Source organism: Streptomyces sp. NPDC005303 (assembly GCF_040607335.1).
Taxonomy (GTDB): domain Bacteria; phylum Actinomycetota; class Actinomycetes; order Streptomycetales; family Streptomycetaceae; genus Streptomyces.
Genome location: NZ_JBEXGM010000001.1, coordinates 86,976 through 110,772, shown reverse-complemented (window position 1 = coordinate 110,772; position 23,797 = coordinate 86,976). Strand labels below are relative to the sequence as shown.

Annotated in this window: 25 protein-coding genes; 9 read left to right on the top strand and 16 right to left on the bottom strand. The window is 70.8% G+C overall.

Annotated elements, in window-relative coordinates; translation table 11 throughout:
* The first annotated feature begins 85 nt into the window (after positions 1–85).
* Positions 86–2,041, top strand: coding sequence for an Ig-like domain repeat protein (locus ABZT93_RS00540; RefSeq protein WP_356096828.1), 1,956 nt, complete (start codon positions 86–88; stop codon positions 2,039–2,041).
* Positions 2,042–2,092: 51 nt separating this feature from the next.
* Here the strand turns inward: ABZT93_RS00540 and ABZT93_RS00535 are convergent, their stop codons facing one another.
* Positions 2,093–2,515: an ATP-binding protein gene (locus ABZT93_RS00535; RefSeq protein ID WP_356096825.1), complete on the bottom strand. Its 423-nt coding sequence runs from the start codon at positions 2,513–2,515 to the stop codon at positions 2,093–2,095.
* A 117-nt stretch (positions 2,516–2,632) separates the two neighbouring features.
* Here ABZT93_RS00535 and ABZT93_RS00530 point away from each other — a divergent pair, with 117 nt between their 5' ends.
* Together ABZT93_RS00530 and ABZT93_RS00525 are read left to right on the top strand one after the other, a co-directional pair.
* Entirely contained in the window at positions 2,633–3,487 is an 855-nt protein-coding gene (locus ABZT93_RS00530; RefSeq protein WP_356096822.1) for a helix-turn-helix transcriptional regulator, read from the top strand.
* A complete protein-coding gene (locus ABZT93_RS00525) occupies positions 3,484–3,702 on the top strand; it encodes a DUF397 domain-containing protein (protein WP_356096819.1) in 219 nt (72 codons plus the stop codon). The genes ABZT93_RS00530 and ABZT93_RS00525 overlap by 4 nt, the downstream gene beginning before the upstream one ends.
* Here ABZT93_RS00525 and ABZT93_RS00520 read toward each other — a convergent pair.
* Positions 3,690–5,606 (bottom strand): AMP-dependent synthetase/ligase, encoded by a 1,917-nt coding sequence (locus ABZT93_RS00520; RefSeq protein WP_356096816.1) that lies wholly within the window; start codon positions 5,604–5,606, stop codon positions 3,690–3,692. The genes ABZT93_RS00525 and ABZT93_RS00520 overlap by 13 nt on opposite strands.
* 221 nt (positions 5,607–5,827) lie before the next feature.
* Entirely contained in the window at positions 5,828–7,114 is a 1,287-nt protein-coding gene (locus tag ABZT93_RS00515; protein WP_356096813.1) for an acetyl-CoA C-acetyltransferase, read from the bottom strand.
* Between the two features lie 88 nt (positions 7,115–7,202).
* Between ABZT93_RS00515 and ABZT93_RS00510 the strand changes: the two genes are divergently transcribed.
* Entirely contained in the window at positions 7,203–8,495 is a 1,293-nt protein-coding gene (locus tag ABZT93_RS00510; protein WP_356096810.1) for a 3-oxoacyl-ACP reductase, read from the top strand.
* Positions 8,495–9,448 (top strand): MaoC/PaaZ C-terminal domain-containing protein, encoded by a 954-nt coding sequence (locus tag ABZT93_RS00505; protein WP_356096807.1) that lies wholly within the window; start codon positions 8,495–8,497, stop codon positions 9,446–9,448. The genes ABZT93_RS00510 and ABZT93_RS00505 overlap by 1 nt, the downstream gene beginning before the upstream one ends.
* Here ABZT93_RS00505 and ABZT93_RS00500 read toward each other — a convergent pair.
* The 7 genes from ABZT93_RS00500 to ABZT93_RS00470 all read right to left on the bottom strand — a co-directional run bounded on the left by ABZT93_RS00500 (position 9,441) and on the right by ABZT93_RS00470 (position 14,287).
* Entirely contained in the window at positions 9,441–10,115 is a 675-nt protein-coding gene (locus tag ABZT93_RS00500; protein ID WP_356096805.1) for a TetR/AcrR family transcriptional regulator, read from the bottom strand. The two genes, ABZT93_RS00505 and ABZT93_RS00500, sit on opposite strands and share 8 nt — an antisense overlap.
* A 46-nt stretch (positions 10,116–10,161) precedes the next feature.
* The gene (locus tag ABZT93_RS00495; RefSeq protein ID WP_356096802.1) at positions 10,162–10,473 is read right to left on the bottom strand and encodes a DUF4229 domain-containing protein; all 312 of its coding nucleotides are present in this window, start codon (positions 10,471–10,473) and stop codon (positions 10,162–10,164) included.
* Between the two features lie 96 nt (positions 10,474–10,569).
* The gene (locus tag ABZT93_RS00490; protein WP_356096800.1) at positions 10,570–11,094 is read right to left on the bottom strand and encodes a GNAT family N-acetyltransferase; all 525 of its coding nucleotides are present in this window, start codon (positions 11,092–11,094) and stop codon (positions 10,570–10,572) included.
* Positions 11,095–11,110: 16 nt separating this feature from the next.
* On the bottom strand, positions 11,111–11,758 hold the full coding sequence (locus ABZT93_RS00485; RefSeq protein WP_356096797.1) for a UdgX family uracil-DNA binding protein: 648 nt from the start codon (positions 11,756–11,758) through the stop codon (positions 11,111–11,113).
* 83 nt (positions 11,759–11,841) lie between these two features.
* Positions 11,842–13,005 (bottom strand): aminofutalosine synthase MqnE, encoded by a 1,164-nt coding sequence (gene mqnE, locus ABZT93_RS00480; RefSeq protein WP_356096794.1) that lies wholly within the window; start codon positions 13,003–13,005, stop codon positions 11,842–11,844.
* A 49-nt stretch (positions 13,006–13,054) separates the two neighbouring features.
* The gene (locus ABZT93_RS00475) at positions 13,055–13,510 is read right to left on the bottom strand and encodes an Lrp/AsnC family transcriptional regulator (protein WP_031057954.1); all 456 of its coding nucleotides are present in this window, start codon (positions 13,508–13,510) and stop codon (positions 13,055–13,057) included.
* Between the two features lie 93 nt (positions 13,511–13,603).
* Positions 13,604–14,287: a UbiX family flavin prenyltransferase gene (locus tag ABZT93_RS00470; RefSeq protein WP_356096790.1), complete on the bottom strand. Its 684-nt coding sequence runs from the start codon at positions 14,285–14,287 to the stop codon at positions 13,604–13,606.
* 80 nt (positions 14,288–14,367) lie between these two features.
* Between ABZT93_RS00470 and ABZT93_RS00465 the strand changes: the two genes are divergently transcribed.
* Positions 14,368–14,970 carry a rhomboid family intramembrane serine protease gene (locus ABZT93_RS00465; RefSeq protein WP_356096787.1) on the top strand — a complete coding sequence of 201 codons (603 nt, stop codon included), beginning with the start codon at positions 14,368–14,370 and terminating at the stop codon, positions 14,968–14,970.
* A gap of 174 nt (positions 14,971–15,144) precedes the next feature.
* Here the strand turns inward: ABZT93_RS00465 and mqnP are convergent, their stop codons facing one another.
* From mqnP to ABZT93_RS00450, 3 genes are read right to left on the bottom strand one after another with little or no spacing between them, the layout of a single operon-like run.
* Complete coding sequence (gene mqnP, locus ABZT93_RS00460; RefSeq protein WP_356096784.1) at positions 15,145–16,068, bottom strand: menaquinone biosynthesis prenyltransferase MqnP; 924 nt, start codon at positions 16,066–16,068, stop codon at positions 15,145–15,147.
* Positions 16,065–16,535: a hypothetical protein gene (locus ABZT93_RS00455; RefSeq protein ID WP_356096781.1), complete on the bottom strand. Its 471-nt coding sequence runs from the start codon at positions 16,533–16,535 to the stop codon at positions 16,065–16,067. The genes mqnP and ABZT93_RS00455 overlap by 4 nt, the downstream gene beginning before the upstream one ends.
* Complete coding sequence (locus ABZT93_RS00450) at positions 16,532–17,989, bottom strand: menaquinone biosynthesis decarboxylase (protein WP_355747745.1); 1,458 nt, start codon at positions 17,987–17,989, stop codon at positions 16,532–16,534. Before ABZT93_RS00450 ends, ABZT93_RS00455 begins: the two co-directional genes overlap by 4 nt.
* Before the next feature lie 88 nt (positions 17,990–18,077).
* Here ABZT93_RS00450 and ABZT93_RS00445 point away from each other — a divergent pair, with 88 nt between their 5' ends.
* Together ABZT93_RS00445 and ABZT93_RS00440 are read left to right on the top strand one after the other, a co-directional pair.
* The gene (locus tag ABZT93_RS00445; RefSeq protein ID WP_356096778.1) at positions 18,078–18,467 is read left to right on the top strand and encodes a PLD nuclease N-terminal domain-containing protein; all 390 of its coding nucleotides are present in this window, start codon (positions 18,078–18,080) and stop codon (positions 18,465–18,467) included.
* Between the two features lie 103 nt (positions 18,468–18,570).
* Positions 18,571–19,962 (top strand): cytosine permease, encoded by a 1,392-nt coding sequence (locus ABZT93_RS00440; RefSeq protein WP_356096775.1) that lies wholly within the window; start codon positions 18,571–18,573, stop codon positions 19,960–19,962.
* A gap of 36 nt (positions 19,963–19,998) precedes the next feature.
* Here the strand turns inward: ABZT93_RS00440 and ABZT93_RS00435 are convergent, their stop codons facing one another.
* Together ABZT93_RS00435 and ABZT93_RS00430 are read right to left on the bottom strand one after the other, a co-directional pair.
* Positions 19,999–20,976, bottom strand: coding sequence for a 2-oxoglutarate and iron-dependent oxygenase domain-containing protein (locus ABZT93_RS00435; protein ID WP_356096772.1), 978 nt, complete (start codon positions 20,974–20,976; stop codon positions 19,999–20,001).
* Positions 20,957–21,406 (bottom strand): nucleoside deaminase, encoded by a 450-nt coding sequence (locus ABZT93_RS00430; protein ID WP_356096769.1) that lies wholly within the window; start codon positions 21,404–21,406, stop codon positions 20,957–20,959. Before ABZT93_RS00430 ends, ABZT93_RS00435 begins: the two co-directional genes overlap by 20 nt.
* Before the next feature lie 93 nt (positions 21,407–21,499).
* Between ABZT93_RS00430 and ABZT93_RS00425 the strand changes: the two genes are divergently transcribed.
* Complete coding sequence (locus ABZT93_RS00425) at positions 21,500–22,783, top strand: PucR family transcriptional regulator (RefSeq protein ID WP_356096766.1); 1,284 nt, start codon at positions 21,500–21,502, stop codon at positions 22,781–22,783.
* Here ABZT93_RS00425 and ABZT93_RS00420 read toward each other — a convergent pair.
* On the bottom strand, positions 22,780–23,679 hold the full coding sequence (locus ABZT93_RS00420) for a transglutaminase domain-containing protein (RefSeq protein ID WP_356096763.1): 900 nt from the start codon (positions 23,677–23,679) through the stop codon (positions 22,780–22,782). The genes ABZT93_RS00425 and ABZT93_RS00420 overlap by 4 nt on opposite strands.
* Between the last annotated feature and the right edge of the window lie 118 nt (positions 23,680–23,797).

Here is a 23,797-nt window from a genome sequence, read left to right as displayed (position 1 = left end):
CAGGTCTGCCCTACGCTTCACTTCGCCGGCCAGGGGGCCGGTACGGGCCGCTGAAGGCGGCCACAGTCTTGGGGGTTCAATCACCGTGCGCATCCGCACACTTCCGGTTGCCGTCGCGACGGCAGCTCTCTTCGGTTCGCTCCTGCTCGCCGCCTCTCCCGCGGTCGCCGACACGAGCGTGCCGATCGGCGTCGACAACGTCAGTGACACCGTCGTCGACGGCGCCCACCAGCACCTGTACATGAGCACCGGCAGCGGGATAGCCGTCGTCGACTACAGCGGCAAGGTCGTCACCACACTCACCGGCCTGCCCCAGGTCTCGGACCTTCAGATGAGTGCGGACGGCACCACCCTGTATGCCGCCGTCACCGCCGCCGACAAGATCGTCGCCTTCGACACGGCGACGCTCGGCCAGACCGGCGCGTACCCGACCGGCGAGGGCACGGCGCCGCGTCACATCGCCCTCACCCAGGGCCGGATCTGGTTCGGCTACGGCGACCAGTGGGACTCCGGGCTCGGCGAGGTCGACCTGACCGCGGACCCGGCCACCGTGCGGCTCGACCTCGCGGGCGACCACGACTTCGCCAGCACGCCGATGCTGTACGCCGATCCGGCCGACCCGGACACCCTGGTCGCGCTGGACGGCGGCACCAGCAGCGGACCGATCGTCGTCTACGACATCGCCTCCGGCACCCCGGTCATCCGTGTCACCGCGAACGAGGGCGGCTTCTACAGCGACGCCGCGCTCACTCCCGGCGGGCAGTCGATCGTCGTGGTCGGGCAGGGCCACCGGGCCGCCACCGAATACCGGCTCTCCGACCTCGCCGAGGTGCACGAGTACCCGGTCAACGACGAGGCGGAGACCGTCACGATCGCCCCGGACGGCACGATCGCGGCCACCTCGCTGGACACCGACAACACCGGCGACACCTACGTCTTCCCCGGTGGCGCCGCCGCCCCGGCCAGCGTGCGCAACCTGTCGAGCTCATGGATGCCGTGGGGCGGTCATTCGACGGCCTGGTCGGCGGACGGCACGAAGCTGTTCGTGCTGACCGGATCGTCCGGCTCCACGCAGTTCCAGACGGTTAACGAGCCCCGCAAGTACGTCACGAAGCTCGCCGTCAACGCCCCGGCCACCGCCACCCGCGCCAAGACGCTCACCGTCAAGGGCACCCTCACCAGCGGTCTCAAGCCGCCCGCAGGGACCCCGGTGAACGTCGTCCGCACCGACCTGCTCTCCCCCTCGGGCAAGTCCCTGGGCACCACGAAGCTGGCCGCCAACGGCGCGTTCTCCTTCACCGACGCGCCCCCGGCCGGCGGCTCGGTCCGCTACACGGTCACGTATCCCGGAGACGCCGCACACACCGCGGCGTCCGCCTCGGACACCGTCGCCGTCTCCCGCGCCACGCCCGCCCTGACCCTCACCAACAACAAGAAGACGTACGCCTACGGCAAGAAGGTCACCTTCACCGCCCACCTCGGCACCACCTACAGCAACCGCACGGTGGAGATCTGGGCCGACCCCTACGGCGCGGACAAGCCGAACAAGCTGCTGAAGACCGGCAAGGTCGACGCGCACGGCAACCTGTCGGCGAGCGTCACCATGTCCCGGGACACCGCCGTGAAGGCCGTCTACAAGGGCGATTCCCGCTACGCTCCGCGGACCGTCAAGTCCAGCGCGTACGCACACGTGAAGATCGCCTCCTCGCTGTCCAAGTACTACAAGACCGGCACGATCGGCTCCACCCGCTACCGCTACTTCCACAAGAACACCGACGCGATCCTGACCACCACGATGACGTACTACCGAGGCCGCAAGGAGCGCCTGGACCTCCAGGTCTACTCCGACGGTCGGTGGTACACGACCGACTCCGAGTACTTCGCCCTCGGCACGAACGGCAAGTGCGTCGTCAACCTCGGCCATGCGGGAACCGCGGGCATCCGCGCCCGGGTACGCGCCGTGTACGTGGACCCGTCCTCGGGCGACAGCGTCAACACCACCACCACCGGCGCCTGGCAGTACTTCTACTTCAGCAACTGACGCCGGGCACAACGCGAGAGGGCGGCGGCACGGGCAACCGTGCCGCCGTTCTCATGCCCTCCTGAGCCCGATCTCGGCCCACACCGTCTTGCCGACGTCCCGGTCGGTGACGCCCCAGGTGCGGGCGAGGAGCGTGACGAGGATCAGCCCTCGGCCGCGTTCGTCGTCCTCGCGGTGGGCGAAGCGGAGTTGGCGGTCTCCTCTCGGGTCGCTCACCTCGATACGGAGCGTGTTCTCCGGGAGGAGCAGGAGGCGCAGCTCGAAGTCCCTTCCGGGGACGCGGCCGTGCGTCACCGCGTTGGCGGCGAGCTCGGCGACGAGGTGCTGCGCGGTGTCGTTCACCTCGGTGTCGTGGGGATGGCCCCACTCCGCGAGCTGGGTGGCCGTGAGTCTGCGGGCCAGGCGGGCGCCTCGCGGGGTGGCGCTCAGACGCTGGGTCAGTTCGTCGGTGGGGGTGGAGATTTCGGCGTTCACGTGACTGAGCGTGGTGGGTTGTCTCTACGCTGACCAGGGGCGACTCGGCGACACCGGGTAACTGTACGGGTGCGGAGCGTGTGATGTACGGGCTGTCGGGTGAGAGGGGCGAGGCGCGTGGGTGAGCGGAGGCCGGAGAAGCCTGCGGAGGCGGACGGTACGGCGGGGCTGTTCGCCGCGCTGGGCAAGATGGTGCGGCTGCTGCGGGAGCGGAAGGGGCTGACGCAGAAGGAGTTCGGGGAGCTGGTGGGGTACGGGCCCGACGCGGTCTCGGCGATGGAGCGGGGCGTACGGACACTCCGGCCGGAGGTCTTGCTGAAGGCCGACGAACTGCTCGACGCCGGGGGCCTGTTGAAGGAGGTCGTCCCGGAGGTCGAGGAGGCGATGGCGAAGTCTCGGACCCGGCATCCGGAGTGGTATCGCGACTACGCGGGGCTGGAGGCCGAGGCGGTGTCGCTCTACGACTACAGCACCATGGGCGTGCTGGGCCTGCTCCAGACGGAGGACTACGCCCGGGCCGTGTTCACGCAACGGCATCCGCCGCTCGACGAGGAGACCATCGAGAAGCGTGTCGCCGACCGGCTCTCCCGTCAGCAGCTCTTCGAGAAGTGGCCGCCGCCGGAATGCAGCTTTGTCCTCGAACAGGCTGTACTGGAGCGGCCGATCGGCGGCCGGTCGGTGCACGCGGGTCAGCTGCGACGGCTGCTGGAGCTCGGGCGGATGCGGAACGTCCAGCTTCAGGTGATGCCGACCGGACGGGCCGAACACCCGAGCCTGGGAGGCTCGTTCACGCTGCTCATCCCCAAGGGAAGGGAGCAGGTGGCATACATGGAGATCCAGGGATACCCACGCCTGATCACCGGCCGAGAAGAGGTGCGCGTCCTCGCCGCCCGCTATGGGATCATCCGAGCTCAGGCCCTCAACCCGCACGAGTCCCTGGACTTCATCGAGAAGATGCTGGAAGAGCGATGACCATAGAGAAGTTGACCTGGTTCAAGTCGAGCTACAGCGACGGCGAGGGCGGCCAGTGCCTGGAAGTCGCCGTCACCCCCGACACCATCCACCTCCGCGACTCCAAGCACCCGCACCCCACCGCCCCTCACCTCACCCTCTCCCCCACCGCCTGGTCGGCGTTCCTCGCCACGCCTCCTCGTGGCCCGGCAAGGCGTCGGGCTCAGCGCTCGTAGAGCCCTTCGATCTCCCCCGCGAAGTCCCGCATGACCGCTTCCCGGCGCAGTTTCATCGACGGGGTCAGATGGCCGGCCGCCTCGCTGAGGTCGGTCGGCAGGACGGTGAAGCGGCGGATGGACTCGGGGCGGGAGACCATCTTGTTCGCCTCGTCCACCGCCCGTTGCAGGATCTGCCTCAACTCCTCGTCGTTGACGAGCAGTTCGGCGGGGACGGGGTGTTTGCCGTTCATCTGCCGCCAGTGGTTGACGCCGTCCATGTCCAGGCTGATCAGGGCCGAGATGTAGGGGCGGCGGTCGCCGAGGACCATGCACTGCGAGATCAGGGGGTGCGAGCGCAGCCAGTTCTCCAGCGGGGCCGGGGCGACGTTCTTGCCGCCGGCCGTGATCAGGATCTCCTTCTTGCGGCCCGTGATCGTCAGATAGCCCTCGTCGTCCAGCTGTCCGATGTCACCGGTCGGGAACCAGCCGTCGGCCGAGGCAGGGGCCACCCCCTCGCCGTACGGGTCCCAGTAACCCCGGAACACCTGACCGCCGTTGAGCAGGATCTCGCCGTCCGCCGCGATGCGCACCCGGGTGCCCGGGATGGGCCAGCCGACCGTGCCCAGGCGGGGCTTCAGGGGCGGGGTGCAGGTCGCGGCGCCGGTCGACTCGGTCAGGCCGTAGCCCTCGTAGATCTCCATGCCGGCGCCCGCGTAGAAGGCCGCCAGGCGGCGGCCGAGCGGGGAGCCGCCGGAGATGATGTGCCGGATCCTGCCGCCCATGGCGTTGCGGATACGGCGGTACACCAGCGGGTCGTAGAAGGTGCGGGCCGTCTTCAGGGCCGCGCCCGGGCCGGAGCCGGTGCCCGCGTGGCGGGTCTCCATCGCCTCGCCGTAGCGCACGGCGACATTGGTCGCGCGGTCGAAGACGGCGACCCGGCCGCCGCTCTCCGCCTTGGCGCGCGCGTTGTTGAAGACCTTCTCCAGCATGTACGGGATCACGAGCAGGAAGGTCGGCTTGAAGCTGGCCAGGTCGGCCAGCAGGTCCTCGGCCTGGAGGCTCGGCGCGTGGCCGAGGCGGACCCGGGCGCGGACGCAGGCGATGGCGACCATGCGGCCGAAGACATGCGAGATGGGCAGGAAGAGCAGGGTCGCCAGGTCCGCCTCGTCCGACTTCGACTTGAAGACGGGGTAGAGGAGTTCGATCGCGTTGTCGATCTCGGCGAGGAAGTTGCCGTGGCTGAGCACACAGCCCTTGGGGCGGCCGGTGGTGCCGGAGGTGTAGACGACGGTGGCGACCGTGCCCGGGCCCAGCATGCCCCGCCGTACGCCGATCTCCTGCTCGGGGACGGCCTGGCCGAGCTCTGCCAGACGCTCCATATGCCCCTTCTCCATGATCCACATGTGGCGCAGGTCGGGGAGACGGCTGAGCTCGGGACCGAGGGCGGCGGCCTGGGACGCTGTCTCCGTCACCAGGGCGACCGCGCCGGAGTCCTGGAGGATGAAACGGGTCTGGAAGACGGACGACGTGGGGTAGATGGGGACCGTCACGAGGCCCGCGGCCCAGGCGGCGAAGTCCAGAAGCGTCCATTCGTACGTCGTACGCGCCATGATCGCCACCCGGTCGCCCGGCATCAGGCCCTCGCTGATCAGGCCCTTCGCCACGGCCAGCACCTGCTGGGCGAACTCGGCCGCCGTGAGGTCGACCCAGCGCCCGTCGTCGGTACGGCGGCTCATCACCCGCTGCTCCGGCGCCGCCTCCGCGTTGTCGAACGGCAGGTCGGCGAGCGAACCGTGGGTCACCGGCGGGACCAGCGGCGGCACCGACACCTCGCGGACCTCACCGTCCAGCCGCACGATCTCTGGTTCCACGAGCACGGGTGCGCCGTCGTAGTCGTGGCCGGACACGTACGAGAGGGACATGGTCAGCTCCTGGGACGTGCAACTCGGTACCGCTCCGCTGCAAGAGGTACGCAGGGGACGTACCGGGGCGTTCACCCGCGAGTGCGCCGGGAAGGGTTACCAGGGGTTAGGACGGTGATCCTAAGGGGCTCAAGTGGCGAGCCTGTGCGCGTTCGTTGATGGTCCGGAGCCGGGACTGTGCAACCTCGACCGCAAGATGAGGCTTTGTCAGCTATCGGCTCTTACGGGCGCTCCAGAATCGCCGTGACCCCCTGCCCGCCCGCCGCGCACACCGAGATCAGGCCGCGCCCCGGGCCCTCCCGCTCGGCCAGCAGCTTGGCGAGCGTGGCCACGATCCGCGCGCCGGTCGCCGCGAAGGGGTGCCCGGTGGCCAGGGAGGACCCGGTGACGTTGAGCCGGTCCCGGTCCACTGGGGCCAGGCCCCGCTTCTCCCAGGCCGCGAGGGTCGCCAGGACCTGGGAGGCGAAGGCCTCGTGGATCTCCACCAGGTCGAAGTCCTCCATACCGAGCCCGGCCCGCTCCAGCATCCGGGGGACGGCGTAGGCGGGGGCCATGAGCAGCCCGTCCTCCCCCTGCACGACATCCCCTCGCACGAAGTCCACGGCCGCCGTCTCGTACGCCGTGAGGTACGCCAGCACCTCCAGACCGCGCGCCTTCGCCCACTCCTCGGACGCGAGCAGCACGAGGGCCGCGCCGTCCGTCAGCGGGGTCGAGTTCCCCGCCGTCATGGTCGGGTAGGGGTCCTTGAGGCCGAAAACCGGCTTCAGCGTGGCGAGTTTCTCGGTCGTCGAGTCGGGGCGGAGGTTCTGGTCGCGGGCCAGGCCCCGGAAGGGGACCACCAGCTCCCGGAAGAAGCCGCGTTCGTACGCCGCCGCGAGCCGCTGGTGACTCGTCGCCGCCAGTGCGTCCTGGTCCTGGCGGCTCACGCCCCAGGCCCGGGCGGTGACGGCGGCGTGCTCCCCCATCGACAGACCGGTGCGGGGTTCGGCGTTGCGCGGGATGTCGGGCACGAGGTGGGTGGGGCGGATGCGCGCGAGCGCCTTCAGACGGCCACCGGCCGACTTCGCGCGTCTGGCCTCCAGCAGGATGCGGCGCAGGTCGTCGTTGACGCCGAGGGGCGCGTCGCTCGCGGTGTCCGCCCCGCCCGCGATCGCGGACGCCGTCTGCCCGAGGGCGATCTTGTTGGCGGCGGCGACGACAGCCTGGAGACCGGTCCCGCAGGCCTGCTGGATGTCGTACGCCGGGGTGCGCGGGTCCAGCTTCGAGCCGAGGACCGTCTCGCGGGCGAGGTTGAAGTCGCGGGCGTGCTTGAGGACCGCACCCGCGACGAACTCCCCCACGGCGCCCGGCCCCTGGAGCCCGTGGCGCTCGACGAGGGCGTCGAGGGCGGCGGTGAGCATCTCCTGGTTCGAGGCGGTGGCGTACGGGCCGTCCGAGCGGGCGAAGGGGACGCGGGTACCGGCGACGATCGCCACCCGCCGGGCGACCGGCGGCTTCAGGGGGCTCATCTCCACCAGCTCCTCACCTCGAAAATCGACTTACCTGCGGTAACCTTACTCCAGAGTAAGGAATCTGCGACCGACCCGGGAGATGGACATGGCCGACCGCTATCTGAGCTTCACCGGCACCGCGCCGGGTCGGTTCCTCACCGGCCGTCTCGGGCTTCCGCAGCCGGCGGCGCTGCGGCGGTGGACTCAGGAGTCCCCGGCGTTCGAGGGTGGGGTGCTGCTGCTCACGGCCGGCAAGTCGGAGCTGTCCGGTCCGGAGTTCCCCGCCCCGTCGGACACGCCGGCCGCGGTCCTCCTCGACGCCACCGGCGTACGGGACGTCGAGGGACTCGCCGAGGTGCATGCCGCTCTGCACCCGGTCGTGCGGTCGGTCGCCGCGTCCGGGCGGGTCGTCGTCCTGGGGGCGCCGCTCGATGCCGCCGACCACCACCAGGCCGCCGCCCAGCAGGCCCTGGAGGGGTTCACCCGCTCGCTCGGCAAGGAGATCGGGCGGGGCCGAACGGTCAATCTCGTACGGCTGACCGACGCGTCCGCGGCCGAGTCGACCCTGCGTTTTCTGCTCTCCCCCAAGTCGGCGTACGTCAGTGGTCAGGTGATCGAGGTCGGGCGGGAGGTCGGGCGGGCCCAGGAGGCCGACGTCGACCCGGATCACCCCCTCGCCGGACGAACGGCCCTGGTGACCGGCGGGGCGCGGGGCATCGGCGCGGCGGTCGCCGAAACACTGGCGAGGGACGGGGCGCGGGTGGTCGTACTCGATGTGCCGGGGGCGTCGGCGGATGCCGAGCGGCTGGCCACGCGGCTCGGGGGCAGCGCCCTCGCGCTGGACATCACGGCCCCGGACGCGGGCGCGCGGATGGCCGAGGCGCTGCCGGACGGGCTGGACGTGCTGGTCCACAACGCGGGCGTCACCCGGGACCGGCGACTGGTCAACATGCCCGCGGAGCGCTGGAGTTCGGTGCTCGACGTGAACCTGGCGAGCGTGCTGCGCACGACGGACGCCCTGCTGGAGACGGGCACCCTGCGGCGGGGCGGGCGCATCGTCGCCACCGCGTCCAACGCGGGGCTCGCCGGGAACGCCGGGCAGACCAACTACGGCGCGAGCAAGGCCGGGGTCGTCGGGCTGGTGCGCTCCCTGGCGCCCCGGGCGATGGCCGAGCACCAGGTCACGGTGAATGCGGTCGCCCCGGGGTTCATCGAGACGAAGATGACGGCGGCGATCCCACTGTTCATCCGGGAGGCGGGGCGGCGGATGAACTCCCTCGGACAGGGCGGGCTCCCCGTCGACGTGGCCGAGACGACGGCGTGGCTGGCGCATCCGGCGTCCGGCGCGGTGAACGGACAGGTCGTGCGGGTGTGCGGCCAGAGCTTGCTGGGGGCGTAGTGGGGACGTACGCGGACGACACACAGGCCGAGGGGCCGCACGGCGAGGGCGGACGGGCCGCGGGCTCGGGCTGGACGAACTCCGGCGGCCCGCCGACCGTCCTCACCCGGTCCCCCTCCCTCGTCCCCCTCCTGGCCGCGGGCGCCCTGCGCTCCCCCTTCAAACGGCCCTCCGCCGACGCGGACTTCCCCCGGACCCGGCTGGTGCTGCCCCGGCTGCGGGTGGACCTCGCGCGGCTGGCCGCCTACGAGCGGGTGTGCGGCTTCCCCACCGGGGAGGACGCCCTGCCGGTGACGTACCCGCATGTGCTGGGCTTTCCCCTGGCCATGCGGCTGATGAGCGGGCGGGACTTCCCGCTGCCGCTGCTCGGGCTGGTGCACACGTCGATCGAGATCACCCGGTACCGGGCGCTGACCGCGTCGGGCGAGTACGAACTCACCGTGTACGTCGACGGGTTGGCGCCGCACCGACGCGGTACGGAGGTCGCGGTCGGCACCGAGCTGCGGGTCGGCGAGGACGTCGTATGGGAGTCGGTGAGCACCTATCTGGCGCGGCACCGCACGAAGGAGACCGACGGGGAGCGGGAGCGGGAGAAGCACGGGCCGCTGCCCGGGGTCGCCGAGTGGCGGCTGGCCGGGGACATCGGACGCCGGTACGCCGCCGCGTCCGGCGACCGCAACCCGATCCACCTGTACCCGCTCACCGCCCGCCTCTTCGGCTTCAAGAGGGCCATCGCGCACGGCATGTGGACGGCCGCCCGCTGTCTGGCGGCGCACGGCACACCTCAAGCGGTGTTGGTACGGGCCGAGTTCAGGGCGCCGGTGCTACTGCCGGGGACGGTGACGTACGCGGCGGACGGAGAGCGGTTCGAGCTGTGCGGCGGGGACCGCGTGCATGTGAGCGGGGGCGTGTACGCACTGCCCGGGCACACCGCGCAAGACGCTGTCAGCTGACCTGAAGCGGGGCGCTCCCGGACCCCGTGTCATGGAGGGTCCACGGCCGGCCCTCCATGAGGTTGCCGAGACCGGCCCACGCGAAGTTCATGAGGGTCGCCGCCGACTGCCGCGCGGTCACTCCCTCGGTCGCGTTGGCCCAGGCCGCGAGGGACTCGGCGGCGCCGACGAGCGCCTCGGCGAGGCCCGCGACCTCGCGCTCGGGCAGGTCGGGATCGCGGTGGGCCTCACGGGCCGCGACCACGATCAGATGGGTCACGAACTCCACGATCTCCTCGCGCATCGCGGTGACCTCGGCGGCGAACGCCTCACCGTGGATACGGGCCTGGAGATGCAGCACGGACCAGCCGTGCGGGCTCCCCGAGGTGTGGGTGAAGAACGCCAGCAGGCCGTCCCAGAGCTGACGGTCCGCGGGCAGGTCGGTCCGCACGCCCGTCCGCACGGCCTCGGTGAGCGCGGCCGCCTCCCGGCGGATGCACGCGGTGAAGAGGTCTTCCTTCGAGTTCAGGTACAGGTAGACCAACGGCTTGGACACACCGGCGAGTTCGGCGATCTCGTCCATCGAGGCGGCCATGTACCCGCGCTGCCCGAAGATCTCGACTGCGGCGTCCAGCATCTGCTGCTCCCGCACGGCACGCGGCATGCGCTTGCTCTTCACGACACCCATGCGCAAAGCCTACGGTCACGCGGGCACGGCAGCAGGGGCGTTGACGTCAGGAGGTCTGCGGGGCCTGGCCCTGGGAGGGGGCGGCCTGGTCGGCGGCCTCGTCCTCCTGGCTGCGGTTCGCCTCCAGGTTGGCCTTCATGCGGTCGACCCGCTGCACGACCTGAATGGAGGCGCGGTCGCGTTCCTTGCGCAGGACCACGAAGCTGATGGGGGCCGAGAGCAGCAGGGAGAGCAGGACGATCCACATGCCGTTGGAGTCGCCGAGACCGCGCGGGGCGAGGCCGGAGAAGACGAGGCCCCAGACGACCACGAGGCAGCCCACGAAGATCCCGAGGCGCATCAGCGTGTAGCGGAGCATGTCAATCCACTCTTCCGTATCCGTATCGAACGGCCTGAACACCCCAAAGGGGCACTGTCCAGTGAAGCACGCCGGGTGCCCGATCTTCGACGGGGGTCAGGCGAGCGGCAGCAGCATGATCACGTCGTCCCGGTCGTCACCCGGTGCGACCCGGATGGCGTCGGGTATGCGGCCGACCTCCTTGTAGCCGCAGGAGCCGTAGAAACGCTCCAGGCCGAGGCCGCCGCGGCAGGTGAGCCGTATCGCCTCGATGCCGTCGAGTCCGCGGGCCGCATCCGCGGCGGCGCCGAGCAGGTCGCGCCCGTAGCCCTTGCCCTGGTGACGGGGATGGACCATCACGGTGTACAGCCAGAGCCAGTGGGTCATCAGCCGGTGCGTGTTGAAGGAGAGGAACACGGCGGCGGCCACCCGGCCCTCGGCGTCGTGTCCGACGAGCAGCCGGGTGCGGCCGGCCGCCATCGCCGCGAAGTGCTTCACCAGCTCGGGGCGTATGGTCTCCCGCTCCACGGGCGCGACGAAACCGACGGCACCGCCCGCGTTGCTGACGTCCGTCCACAGATCGAGGATGCCGTCCCGGAGGGCGGGAGTGACGGCCGGGTCGAGAGTAAACGTAAGGGACACAGCAGCATCGTAGGCCTTACGACAACGCGCGTGCCGCCACTTCCAGATCCGCGACCAGCCCGCGATAGGCCGCCTCCCGGTCGTCCGAACGCAGGACGGAGGACGGATGCACGGTCGGCACGAGCCGCTCCCGCCTGCCGTGGATCTCCTCCTCCAGCACGGTCCCGCGCACCTGCGTCACCCGGAACGACGATCCGAGCAGCGCCTTGCCCGCGGTGGCGCCGAGCACGACGATCAACTCCGGTCCGACGAGCGCCAGCTCCCTGGCGAGCCAGGGGCCGCAGGCCGTCATCTCCCTCAGGCTCGGCGCCTTGTGGATACGGCGTTTGCGCGGCTCGGCCCGCGTGAACTTGAAGTGCTTGACGGCATTGGTGACGTAGGCGTCCGCCGGGTCGATCCCGGCCTCCGCGAGCGCCCGGTCGAGGAGCTTCCCGGCAGGCCCGACGAACGGCTCCCCCTGCCGGTCCTCCTGATCGCCGGGCTGCTCCCCCACGAGCATCACGCGCGCGTGGGGGTTTCCCGTACCGAAGACGGTCTGGGTCGCCTCGCGATGGAGAGGACAGCCACGGCAGCCGGCGGCGGCCTTGCGCAGGGCGGCGAGTCCGCCGCGATCCGGGAGGAAGGGTTCGGCGGTGTAGGCGTCCTCCGGGGCCTTCGTGACCATGCGCCCCGAGTACCCACCCCAGGGGCGCGGGGAACTGCGCGACCAGCCCCCACTCAGCGTCAGCCGAATGACAAGCGGAACCCTCAGACCCGCATCGGCTGCGGTGCCTCCCGGCGCCCCGCGTCCGGACCGTCGTACTCCCTGATGATCTCGTACCGCGTGTTCCGCTCCACCGGCCGGAACCCCGCGTCCCGGATCAGGTCCAGCAGATCCTCACGGGTCAGCTTGTTCGGCGTGCCGTAGTTGTCGGCGTCGTGGGTGATCTTGTACTCGACCACCGAGCCGTCCATGTCGTCGGCGCCGTGCTGGAGGGCCAGCTGCGCGGTCTGCACGCCGTGCATGACCCAGAAGACCTTGACGTGGGGGACGTTGTCGAAGAGCAGGCGGGAGACCGCGAAGGTCTTCAGGGCCTCCGCGCCGGTCGCCATCTGGGTCCGCGCCTGGAGGCGGTTCCTGACCTTGCCATCCTTCACGTCCACGAAGTCGTGCTGGTAGCGCAGCGGGATGAAGACCTGGAAGCCGCCGGTCTCGTCCTGGAGTTCACGCAGCCGCAGGACGTGGTCCACGCGGTGCCGGGGCTCCTCGATGTGGCCGTACAGCATGGTGCTCGGGGTCTTCAGACCCTTCTCGTGCGCCAGGCGGTGGATCCGGGACCAGTCCTCCCAGTGGGTGCGGTGGTCCACGATGTGCTGGCGGACCTCCCAGTCGAAGATCTCCGCGCCACCGCCGGTGAGGGACTCAAGGCCCGCGTCGATCAGCTCGTCGAGGATCTCGGAGGCCGACAGACCCGAGATCGTCTCGAAGTGGTGGATCTCCGTCGCGGTGAACGCCTTCAGGGAGACGTCCGGAAGCGCCGCCTTCAACTCGCGCAGCGACCGCGGGTAGTAGCGCCACGGCAGGTTCGGGTGCAGCCCGTTGACGATGTGCAGCTCGGTGAGGTTCTCGCCCTCCATCGCCTTGGCGAGCTTCACCGCCTCCTCGATGCGCATCGTGTACGCGTCCTTCTCCCCCGGCTTGCGCTGGAAGGAGCAGTAGGCGCAGGACGCCGTGCACACGTTGGTCATGTTGAGGTGGCGGTTCACGTTGAAATGAACCACGTCACCGTTCTTACGGGTCCGCACCTCGTGCGCGAGACCACCCAGCCAGGCCAGGTCGTCCGACTCGTACAGCGCGATGCCGTCCTCACGGGTCAGCCGCTCACCGGCCCTGACCTTGTCCTCCAGCTCGCGCTTGAGCCCGACGTCCATGGGGGTCACACCTTTCTCCGACGACTTCGACAACCGTACGTCCCTGCCTCTACGCCTCTTCGGGCAGCTCTCCGACCCGGTTCTCCCACTTCGTGGACAGCACGATCGTGGTACGGGTCCGGGAGACCCCCTCGGTCCCGGACAGCCGCCGGATGATCTTCTCCAGCCCGTCCACGTCGGGCGCCCGGACCTTCAGCATGTACGAGTCGTCGCCCGCGATGAACCAGCAGTCCTCGATCTCGCTGAGGTCCCTGAGCCGGCGTGCCACGTCCTCGTGGTCGACCGCGTCGGACAGCGAGATGCCGATCAGCGCGGTGACGCCGAGGCCGAGCGAGGCGGCGTCGACGGTGGCGCGGTAACCGGTGATGACACCGGCCGCCTCCAGCCGGTTGATGCGGTCGGTGACGCTGGGTCCCGACAGACCGACGAGGCGCCCCAGCTCCGCGTAGGAGGCCCGGCCGTTCTCCCTCAGGGCCTGGATGAGCTGCCTGTCCACCGCGTCCATGGGATCGAAGCCTTCCGCTGAAAAGTGCCTGAAGTGATGAGAGGTACTGCCACTTGCCTTGCTGACCGACTTGCCCTGCTGCCCCGACCAGCCCTACTGACCCGGCGCGCCGCCGCCCAGTTCGCCCTGCCAGCGCCGGTACAGGTCGTGTCCCACACCCGCCGCGTCCAGCACCCGCCCGGCGACGAAGTCCACCAGGTCCTGGATGTGGGTGGCGCCCGCGTAGAAGCCCGGCGAGGCCGGCACCACGCTCGCGCCGGCGTCGTCCAGCGCGACGAGGTGCCGGAGCGTCTGGCCGTTCAGGGGAGTCTCCCGTACGGCCACGACCAGCGGTCGCCGCTCCTTCAGCGTCACGCTCGCGGCCCGCTGGAGCAGGTCCTTGGAGAGGCCGAGGGCGACTCCGGCGACACAGGCGGTGGAGGCGGGGACGATCAGCATCCCCTTGCTCGGATACGACCCCGAGGACGGCCCCGCGGCCAGGTCCCCGGCGGGCCAGTACCGCACGGCGTCCGTGTCGACGTCGAAGGTGGCGGGCTTGCCGTCGGCCCCACGGCCCAGCCATTCCCGCAGGTCCTCGCGCCAGTGCGCGTCCCGGAAGGAGATCCCCGTCTCGTCGAGGAGGGTGAGCCGCGAGGCACGGGAGACCACCAGGTCGACGCTCTCACCGGCGGCGAGCAGCGCACGCAGCACGGACGCGGCATACGGGGTGCCGGAGGCGCCGGACACCCCTACGATCCAAGGCGTACGCCGCGTCTCTCCTGGCTTGACTGGGTTCACACCCCCGAGCCTATCCGGCGTCACAGGTTGGGAACCGGCCAAGGGGGGTCGGGCGTTCTTCTGACGGGGAGGGGATTGCCATGACGGGCAGGGAACTCGAGTGGTCGCGCGGTGATCGTGCGAAGGCGGCGGCCAAGCTGATGGTGGGCTGGGTCGCGCTGCTGTGGCTGCTGGAGGTGGTGGACGTGGCGAGCGGCCACGCCCTCGACGGCCTCGGCATCACCCCGCGCACCCCGTCCGAGCTGGTCGACGTCGTCCCGGCCGCCTTCATCCACTTCGGCTTCGCCCACGTGGCCGCGAACAGCGTCCCGCTGCTGGTCATGGGGTTCCTCGCGGCCCTCGGCGGCCTGCGCCGGTTCGCCGCCGTCTGCGCCCTGATCATCGTGGCCGACGGCCTGGGCGTGTGGCTCATAGCCCCGGCCCACACCAACACGGCGGGCGCGTCGGGCCTGATCTTCGGCCTGTTCGGCTACCTGGTGGTGAGCGGGGTGGTGGAGCGCCGCCCGCTGGGCGTTCTGGCAGGGGTGCTGGTCGGTGCGGTCTGGGGCAGCTCGATCGTGATGGGCCTGGCGCCGACCCAGACCGGGGTCAGCTGGCAGGGGCATCTGCTGGGGCTGATGGCGGGAGTGGCGGCCGCGTTCCTGCTCAGGCGCAAGCCGGGTCGCAACGCGATCCAGGCGTGAGTGAACCCACTCCCCCACCGCCTCGCAGCCCGCTGGGCCTGGTGGCAGCGGTGGCAACGGCGTTCGCGTTCAAACGCCGAGAACCTGTACCTGCTCAGGGGCGCGGGGAACTGCGCGAGCAACCCCCACAACCCGCAGCCCGCAACCGACCCGCGGACCCCCCACGATCCCGGCTCAGACCGTCAACCCCCGCACCAGCAGATCCAGCAGCGCGCACACGAACAGGGCAATCCCGATGAAGCCGTTGACGCTGAAGAACGCCCGGTTGAGCCGGGACAGGTCATGCGGACGCACGATCGAGTGCTCGTACACGAACGCCCCCGCGACGATCATCAGGCCCACCCAGAAGAAGCCGCCCGCGTCCGTGGCGACGGCGTACCAGATCAGGAGGGACGTCGTCAGGGCGTGACAGACCCGCGCCCCCCAGATCGCCGCAGGGATCCCGAACCGCGCCGGCACCGACATGACGCCGATCTCCCGGTCCGTCTCCACGTCCTGGCAGGCGTAGATCAGGTCGAACCCGCCGATCCAGATGCCGACCGCGAGGCCGAGGATGACCGCGTCCCAGGACCACTCCCCGGTGATCGCGAGCCAGCCGCCGACCGGCCCCATCGCCTGGGCGAGACCGAGGATGGCCTGCGGGAAGTTCGTGAACCGCTTCCCGTACGGGTAGACCACCATCGGGATCACCGCGACGGGAGCCAGTGCCAGGCACAGCGGGTTCAGCAGGGCCGCCGAGCCGAGGAAGACCACGACCGCGACCAGCGCACCGGTCCAGGCGTGCTTGACCGACATCGCCCCGGTGACCAGCTCGCGCTGTGCCGTCCGGGGGTTCCGCGCGTCGATCTCGCGGTCGATGATCCGGTTGACCGCCATCGCGAAGGTGCGCAGGCCGACCATGCAGATCGTCACCAGGAGCAGCCGCCCCCAGTGGATGTTCCTGTCCCACTCGAACATCGCGGTCAGCGCGGCGATGTACGCGAAGGGCAGCGCGAAGACCGAGTGCTCGATCATCACGAGGCGCAGGAAGCCCTTCACCTTCCCGGTCGGCTGCGGCGCCGGGCCCGGGCCCACGACCCCGTCGGCGGTGGTCATCATGCAAGGCTCCCGAGGAAGGCGTCGAGGTCGGTCAGGAGTGCGGTGGCGGGCAGCGGGCCCGTCTCCACGGTCACCGGTGTCCCGGCGTCGTCGGGCGGGGTGACGTGCGCCGTGAAGGCGTATCCGTCCGGGCCGGCCGGACGGGCGTCCAGCCGCAGGGCCGCTCCGCCGTCGACCGTGAACGGGCCGTCCGCCGCGACGAGCTCCGCGCGCAGCCGCTCCGCGAAGTCGGCGGGTTCCGCGTCGCGCACACCGGGCAGCTCGACGCCGTCGCCCTCGCCGTCGTGCTCGAAGAGGACCGCCCAGGTGTCACCGGGGCCGGCGAGTTCCTCCGGGGTGACGCCCGCCTGTTCGGCGGCCTGCCGGACACCCGGGTCGGCCGGGTCCAGCGCTGGCCGCACGAGCGCCACGTAGTCGGTGTCGGTGCCGATGAACAGGGCCGGGCCGCCCGCGGGGGTGGGGCTCACAGTCCGTACTCCTTCCACCGGCGGTCGACCTTCGCCGCCGTCTCCGGGTCGGACAGCACCATCTCGGGCCAGCCGCCGTCCCGTGTGTAGCCCTCCTCGGGCCACTTCCTCGTCGCGTCGATGCCCGCCTTGCCACCCCAGAACTGCTGGTAGGAGGCGTGGTCGAGGTGGTCGACCGGTCCCTCGACGACCGAGAGGTCACGGGCGTAGTCGGTGTTGCCCAGCGCCCGCCAGGCGACCTCGTGCAGATCGTGCACATCGCAGTCGGCGTCGACGACCACGATCAGTTTGGTCAGCGACATCATGTGTGCCCCCCAGACCGCGTGCATCACCTTCTGCGCGTGCTTCGGGTACTTCTTGTCGATCGACACGATCGCGCAGTTGTGGAAGCCGCCCGCCTCGGGCAGGTGGTAGTCCACGATGTCCGGGACGATGATCTTCAGCAGGGGGAGGAAGAAGCGCTCGGTCGCACGGCCGAGGGGTCCGTCCTCGGTCGGGGGGCGGCCCACGACGATCGACTGGAGCAGCGGCCGCTTCCGCATCGTCACGCAGTCGATCTTCAGCGCCGGGAACGGCTCCTGCGGGGTGTAGAACCCGGTGTGGTCCCCGAAGGGCCCCTCCGGCAGCATCTCGCCCGGCTCCAGCCAGCCCTCGATGACGACCTCGGCCTGCGCGGGGACCTGGAGCGGCACCGTCTTGCAGTCCACCATCTCGATCCGCTTGCCCGCGATGAACCCGGCGAAGAGGTACTCGTCGATGTCCCCGGGGAGCGGGGCCGTGGAGGCGTAGGTGACGGCGGGCGGGCAGCCGAAGGCGATCGCGACCGGGAGGCGCTCTCCGCGCCGGGCGGCGACCTGGTAGTGGTTGCGGCTGTCCTTGTGGATCTGCCAGTGCATGCCGATGGTGCGCTTGTCGTGGCGCTGCAGGCGGTACAGACCGAGGTTGCGGATCCCGCTCTCCGGGTCCTTGGTGTGGGTGAGTCCGAGGTTGAAGAAGGACCCGCCGTCCTGCGGCCAGGTGAAGAGGGCCGGGAGCTGGTCGAGGTCCACGTCGTCCCCGGTGAGGACGACCTCCTGGACCGGGGCGCCCGCGGACTTCACCTTCTTCGGCGGGACGTGCGCCATCGCGCCGAGCTTCCCGAAGGCCTCGCGCACACCCACGAAGCCGTGCGGCAGTTCGGGACGCAGCAGCCCGCCGATCTTCTCGGAGATCTCGCCGTACGACTTCAGGCCCAGGGCCTTCAGCAGCCGCCGGTCGGTCCCGAAGACGTTCATCGCGAGCGGCATCGCGGACCCGCGGACGTTCTCGAAGAGGAGCGCGGGGCCGCCCGCCTTCTGCACGCGGTCGACGATCTCCCCGACCTCCAGATACGGGTCGACCTCGGCCTTGATCCGCTTGAGGTCTCCCTCGCGTTCCAGTGCCCTGAGCAGGGAGCGAAGATCGTCGTAAGCCATGGGGTCAAGTATCCCCGAGCCGCTACCCTGACCCCGTCAGGGGCCCGTCACAGGCTCCACACAACGTTCCCTGGGGGGCCAAAAGCACATGTTCCGGCTGCTGATGTACCTGATTCCGCTGGCGCTGACCATCTACGCGTTCATCGACTGCCTCAACACCCCCGAGGACGAGGCGAAGCACCTTCCCAAGATCGCCTGGGTCTTCATCATCCTGCTCTTCTGGATCGTCGGCCCGATCGCCTGGCTCGCCGCGGGCAAGCTGCGTACCCCGCCGGTGAACGGCCGCACCCCCTCCGAGTGGCACCGCAACCACCGCATGGAGTACGTCGCCCCCGACGACAACCCCGAGTTCCTGAACTCCCTCAAGGCCGAACACAAGAAGGACGAGGCCCTGCTGAAGGACTGGGAGGCCGACCTGCGCCGCCGCGAGGAGGAGCTCAAGCGCCGGGAGCAGGGCGAGGGCCCCAGGGACAGCTGACCCGGCACCTGGGCGACACCTACACCTTGTACGCCGCCGAGGCCCCGAAAGCGGACAATGCGCCCCTGGGCGGGGCCCGGCGGGAACCGGACACTTACCTCGCATGACGACAGCTCCCGCCGACTCCGCCGGCACCCTCGCTCCCGCATACGGTGACAAGGTCATCGCCGTCGAGACGGCGGGCTCGGAACCCATCCCCGAGGCCGAACGCCACGGTGGCCCGCTCCAGCTGCTGTGGACCTGGGCCTCCCCGAACATCGAGTTCGCGACCGTCTTCATCGGCGTGATCGCGGTCCTCTTCTTCGGCCTGAGCTTCTGGCAGGCCACGGCCGCCATCGTGCTCGGCACCGCCCTCGGCGCGATCACCCAGGGCGTCCTGTCCCTGGACGGACCCCGGTTCGGGGTGCCGCAGATGGTGATCGGCCGCTTCTCCTTCGGGCACCGCGGCAACATCCTGCCCGCCGCGGCCAACGGCCTGGTGGCGGGCGTCGGCTGGTTCGCGGTCAACAGCGTCAGCGCGGCCTTCGCGCTCAACACCCTGACCGGGCTGCGCCCGCTGCCGTCCCTCCTCCTCGTGGTGGCCGCCGAGATCCTGATCGGCTTCATCGGCCACAACTTCGTCCACGTCTTCGAGAAGTACGCCTTCCCCGCCCTCGCGGTGGTCTTCCTGCTGGCCGGGGTGTGGACCTTCAAGGACGCCGATCTCGGCGGGGGCGGCACCGGCGGTGGCATCGGCGGCTTCCTGCTCGCGTTCAGCGCGGCCTGGGGATACGCGGCGGGCTGGAACCCGTACGCCTCGGACTACTCGCGCTATCTCCCCCGTACGGCGAACAAGGCCAGGACGGTCCTGTACCCGGCGCTGGGCCTGTTCCTGTCGGTCACCGTGGTGGCCGTGATCGGGGCGGCCTCGGCGACCATCGCGGCCCCGAAGGACGCGACCCCCACGGCGGCGTTCACCGGCCATCTCCCCGGCTGGCTGGGTGACCTGGTCCTGCTCGCGATCATCCTGGGCGGGGTCTCGGCCAACGCCCTCAACGTGTACTCCGGCGCGATCTCGATCGCCTCCTTCGGCCTGAACCTCCCCGCCTGGCTGAGCCGGAGCGTGCTGGTCGTGGTGTCCGGGGTCGCGGGTACGGCGGCGGCGTGGGCCTCGCTCTCCGACGCGGGGGCGGCCTACGAGGCGTTCCTGCTGGTGATCGCGTACTGGGTGGCGCCCTGGCTGGGCGTGGTCCTGGTGGAGCGGTGGCTGCAGGCGCGGGTGCCCCAGGAGCAGCTGACGGCCCGCCTCACCGACCGCGCCTTCACCAACTGGCCCGGTCTCGCGGCCCTGTTGATCGGAGTGGCGGTCTCCGTCCCCCTCTTCTCCAACCAGGAGGACTACGTCGGCTACGTACCGGAGCACTGGCCGTCGTTCGGGGACGTCACGCCCGTGGTCGGCTTCGTGGTGAGCGCGGTGCTGTACGCGGCGCTGCGGCGCCGGTCGCCGGTCGGGTGACGACCGTGCAGCCCGCCCGCGCGCACCGCGCTCTCCTCAGGTGACCGTGATCGAGTCCAGCTTCGCCCGCAGGTAGGTGTGGGAGTCGACGGGTTCGTACGCCACCCGTCCGACCGGTGCCGGGACGGACTCGACGGTCGTGCCCGGGGTGCACTCGCCGAAGTAGACCAGGGACATCAGCTCTTCGGCGGGGGCGTCGGCCGGCGGCGGCAGTACCCGGTGCCGGCCGGACCGCCAGCGGTCCCCCGTCCAACGGGCCAGCAGGTCACCGATGTTGATGGTGAAGGCGTCGGGGTCGAAGGGCGCGTCCTCCCAGCCGCCCTCGTCCGTGAAGACCTGGAGGCCGCCCTTGCCGGCCTGCCGGTCGAGGATCGTGACCGTGCCGAAGTCGGTGTGCGGGCCGATGCGGAACTGGCCGGGCTGCGGCTCCCCGATGACGTCGGTCCCCGGGTACCAGTTGATGTTGAAGCCGTAGGTCGGGTGGTCCATGTGCCGGGAGAAGAAGTCGGGTTCGAGCCCGAGGGCGTCACCGAGGAGGGAGAGCAGCCGCTTCTCCAGCTCGCCCATTTGCTCCAGGTACTCCTCGCACAGCGTCCGCAGTTCCGGCACCTCGGCGGGCCAGACGTTCGGCGCGTACCACTCCGCGTTGACGACCGGGTCCTCGAAGGGCTCGTGCGTCGCGAAGGTCAGCGACTCCTTGAGGTCCGGCGGGGTCTCGGTCCCCTCCGAGTAGCCGTTGGCCTCGGCGCCCGGGCCGAGCCAGCCGCGGCCGCCGACCTTCGCCTCGTACTCCCTCTTCGTCTCCGCGGGCAGGCGGAAGAAGGTCCGCGCCGCCTCCCGGATCCGGGTGCGCAGGGCCGGGTCGACTCCGTGGCCGGTGACCAGCAGGAATCCGGCCGTCCGAAGCGCCTCGTCGACGGTCCTGGCGATCGCCGCGCGGGTCTCGGCGTCGCCGTCCACCCAGGGGCGCAGGTCGATGGTGGGGATGCGGGGCTCACTCACCGATGTCCTCATTCCACAGTGCCGGGTTCTTCTCGATGAAGTCGGTCATCATCCGGACGCACTCGGGATCGTCGACGAGCACGATCTCCACGCCGTGCTCGGCGAGCCAGTCGTGGCCGCCGTGGAAGGTGGTGGCCTCCCCGACGACGACCCGCCCGATCCCGAACTGCCGGACCAGTCCGGAGCAGTACCAGCAGGGCGAGAGGGTGGTCACCATCGTCGTACCGCGGTACGACCGCTGTCGTCCCGCCGCCCGGAAGGCGTCCGTCTCCGCGTGCGTGGAGGGGTCGTCGTCCTGGACGCGCCGGTTGTGGCCGCGCCCGAGGAGGGTGCCGTCGGCGCCGTAGAGCGCGGCCCCGATGGGGATGCCGCCCTCGGCGAGCCCGGCGCGGGCCTCCGCGACGGCGGTGGCGAGCCACTCGTGTGCCTGTGCCTGATCCATGTCTCTCACTCTGCTGTGGCCGAAACACGAGGGCAACGTGCGGAAAGTACTCTCCCGGCAGCCCACAGCCGGACGAACTGTCGGGAGGCGCGCATGCCCGCACTCACCCTTCGCGAGATCCTGGCCCTCGACCCGGTCCGGGCCGCCGAGCCCGAACTGCTGGCCGGACACACCGCGCTGGACCGCCCGGTGCGCTGGGTGCACTCGAGCGAGGTCTACGAGGGCGCGAACTTCCTGGACGGCGGCGAGCTCCTGCTCACCAACGGTTTCGGGCTGACCGACCCCGACGAGGAGGTCCGCCGCCGGTACGTCCGCGAGCTGTCCGCCCGGGGCGCCGCCGGGCTCGCGGTGGAGGTCGGACGGTCCCTGCCGGTGATGCCCCCGGAGGTGGTCGACGAGGCCCGCCGCCGTGAGCTGCCGCTGCTGGCGATGCACCGGGTCGTGCCCTTCGTACGGATCACGGAGGCCGCCAACCGGGCGATCGTCGCCCGCGGGCTGTCCGGCCGTTCGGTGGTACGGCCGTGGGGCGACGACCATACGGCGGCCCTGCTCGCCGACCTCGCCGACCGGGCGGCGCTGAACCAGCCGGAGGTGGAGGCGCGGGCGGCGCTCGCCGGGTTCCATCCGAGCCCGGGGGCCCGGCTGATCGGGGTGTCGCTGCACGGCACGGGGGACGTGAGCACCGTCGACCGCGCGGTACGGCTGCTGGGCGGGGCCGGGGCGATGCGGGCCGCGTTCCCGGGCGACGTCCTGGCACTGCTGTCCCTGCCCGGGGCCGGCCGCCCCGGTGACCCGGTGAAGGCGGTCCAGGAGGTCTTCCGCACCACGGCGGCCCCCGGACTCACGGTCGCCGTGGGGCACGCCGTGTCCGCCTCCGACGGCGGCTGGCTGCGCTGGAGCGACACGCTGCGGGCGGCCCGTACGACACTGGAACTCGCGTTGACCGTCCCGTCGGCCGAACCGGGCGCCCCCGAGGGCCCGCTGGTGACCTCGTCCCGGGCCCTGGCGCTGGAGCGGGAGCTGACGCGGGGCGGGGTGGACGCCAACCGGGAACGCCTGGCGGCCCTGGTGCAGCACGCCCTGGGGCCGTTGCTGGCCTGGGAGGCGGCCCATCCGAGCGACCTGGTCCGCACCCTGGAGGTCCACCTCCGCAACGGCTGCTCCCCGACCCGCACGGCGGCTCTGCTCCACATAGGCCGCCAGTCCCTGTACCAGCGCCTGGAGCGCATCGAGTCGTTGCTGGGCCTGGAGATAGACGACCCGGACCTGCTGGGCGAGCTGCTGACGGCGACCTGCGCACACCGGGTGGTCGAGCGCCCCACAGGGATGCGGACGCGACCGGCCACGACGGCGCCGCACTTCAGGCGAACCGCTTAACGCAGCGTGACCTGATGCGGCCCGTTGAAGGGCGCGTAACACGTGACCGTCGGCGGCGTCCGCAGCCCGTCCTCCTCGGCGAACAGCTGCCGCACGGCCTCGAAGGACACCTCCCCGCTCACCACCGGCGCGACCCGGTCGTAGAACTCCCGCGAGGCCTGCGGCAAGGCCGTTCCCGGCTCACCGTCGTCCTCGCCCCAGACGTCCCACAGCAAGGTCTCCACCTTGTTGAGCGCGGCGAGGTCGAGCCGGATGTTCCCGGCCACGAACCACTCCCCGAAGAACGGCCCCTCGGTCGGCGGATGCAGCCCGAAGCCGGCCTCGTCCGCCCCGCCCTCCCGGATCGCCCGCCAGGCCTCGCCGGCGACGAGGAACCGCGACCGGGGAACGTCCATCGGATCGAAGTCCACCGGCCAGTTGGCGGTGATCTCGGGGTCGGTCAGCTGCGCGTCCGCCAGCAGCCAGCCCCGTTCCGCGTCCCAGTACTCGGTGACCACATGGTCGTGGTGGAAGCCGTCCGTCCCGAAGTAGTCGGCGAACCCGGACCGCAGCCGGGCCGGGATGCCGACGTGGCGCAGGAGCGAGACGTGCAGCAGCGTGAAGTCTCGGCAGATCCCGACGAACCGGTCACCGGGCTCGCGCCGCACGGTCAGCGGGGCGTCGTTCCGCTCGGTGAGGAGGCGCAGGACGACGTCGATGTAGCGGGACTCCGCGTCGTTGTGGAGCCGGTCGGCAGGATGGGTGTGACCGAAGAGGTCGGCTTCAAGCCGATGGATCATCACATCCCATACGAGACGTGCCAGTTGCGCGGGATCGCGCGGCAACCCGTCGTAGAGACCGGCGAGTTCGCCCGGGTCGGAGAACACGCTCTGCTCGGCATAGAAGGAGAGGGACACGACGGGCCTCCCGAAAGGCGTCATCGACCACGTGTTCGATTACGGGCCGGCGCACCCCACCGTGTCAAAATTCCCCGCGAAATGTCCAGCAGCCGGACGGCCCCGCACGCCGGTCAGG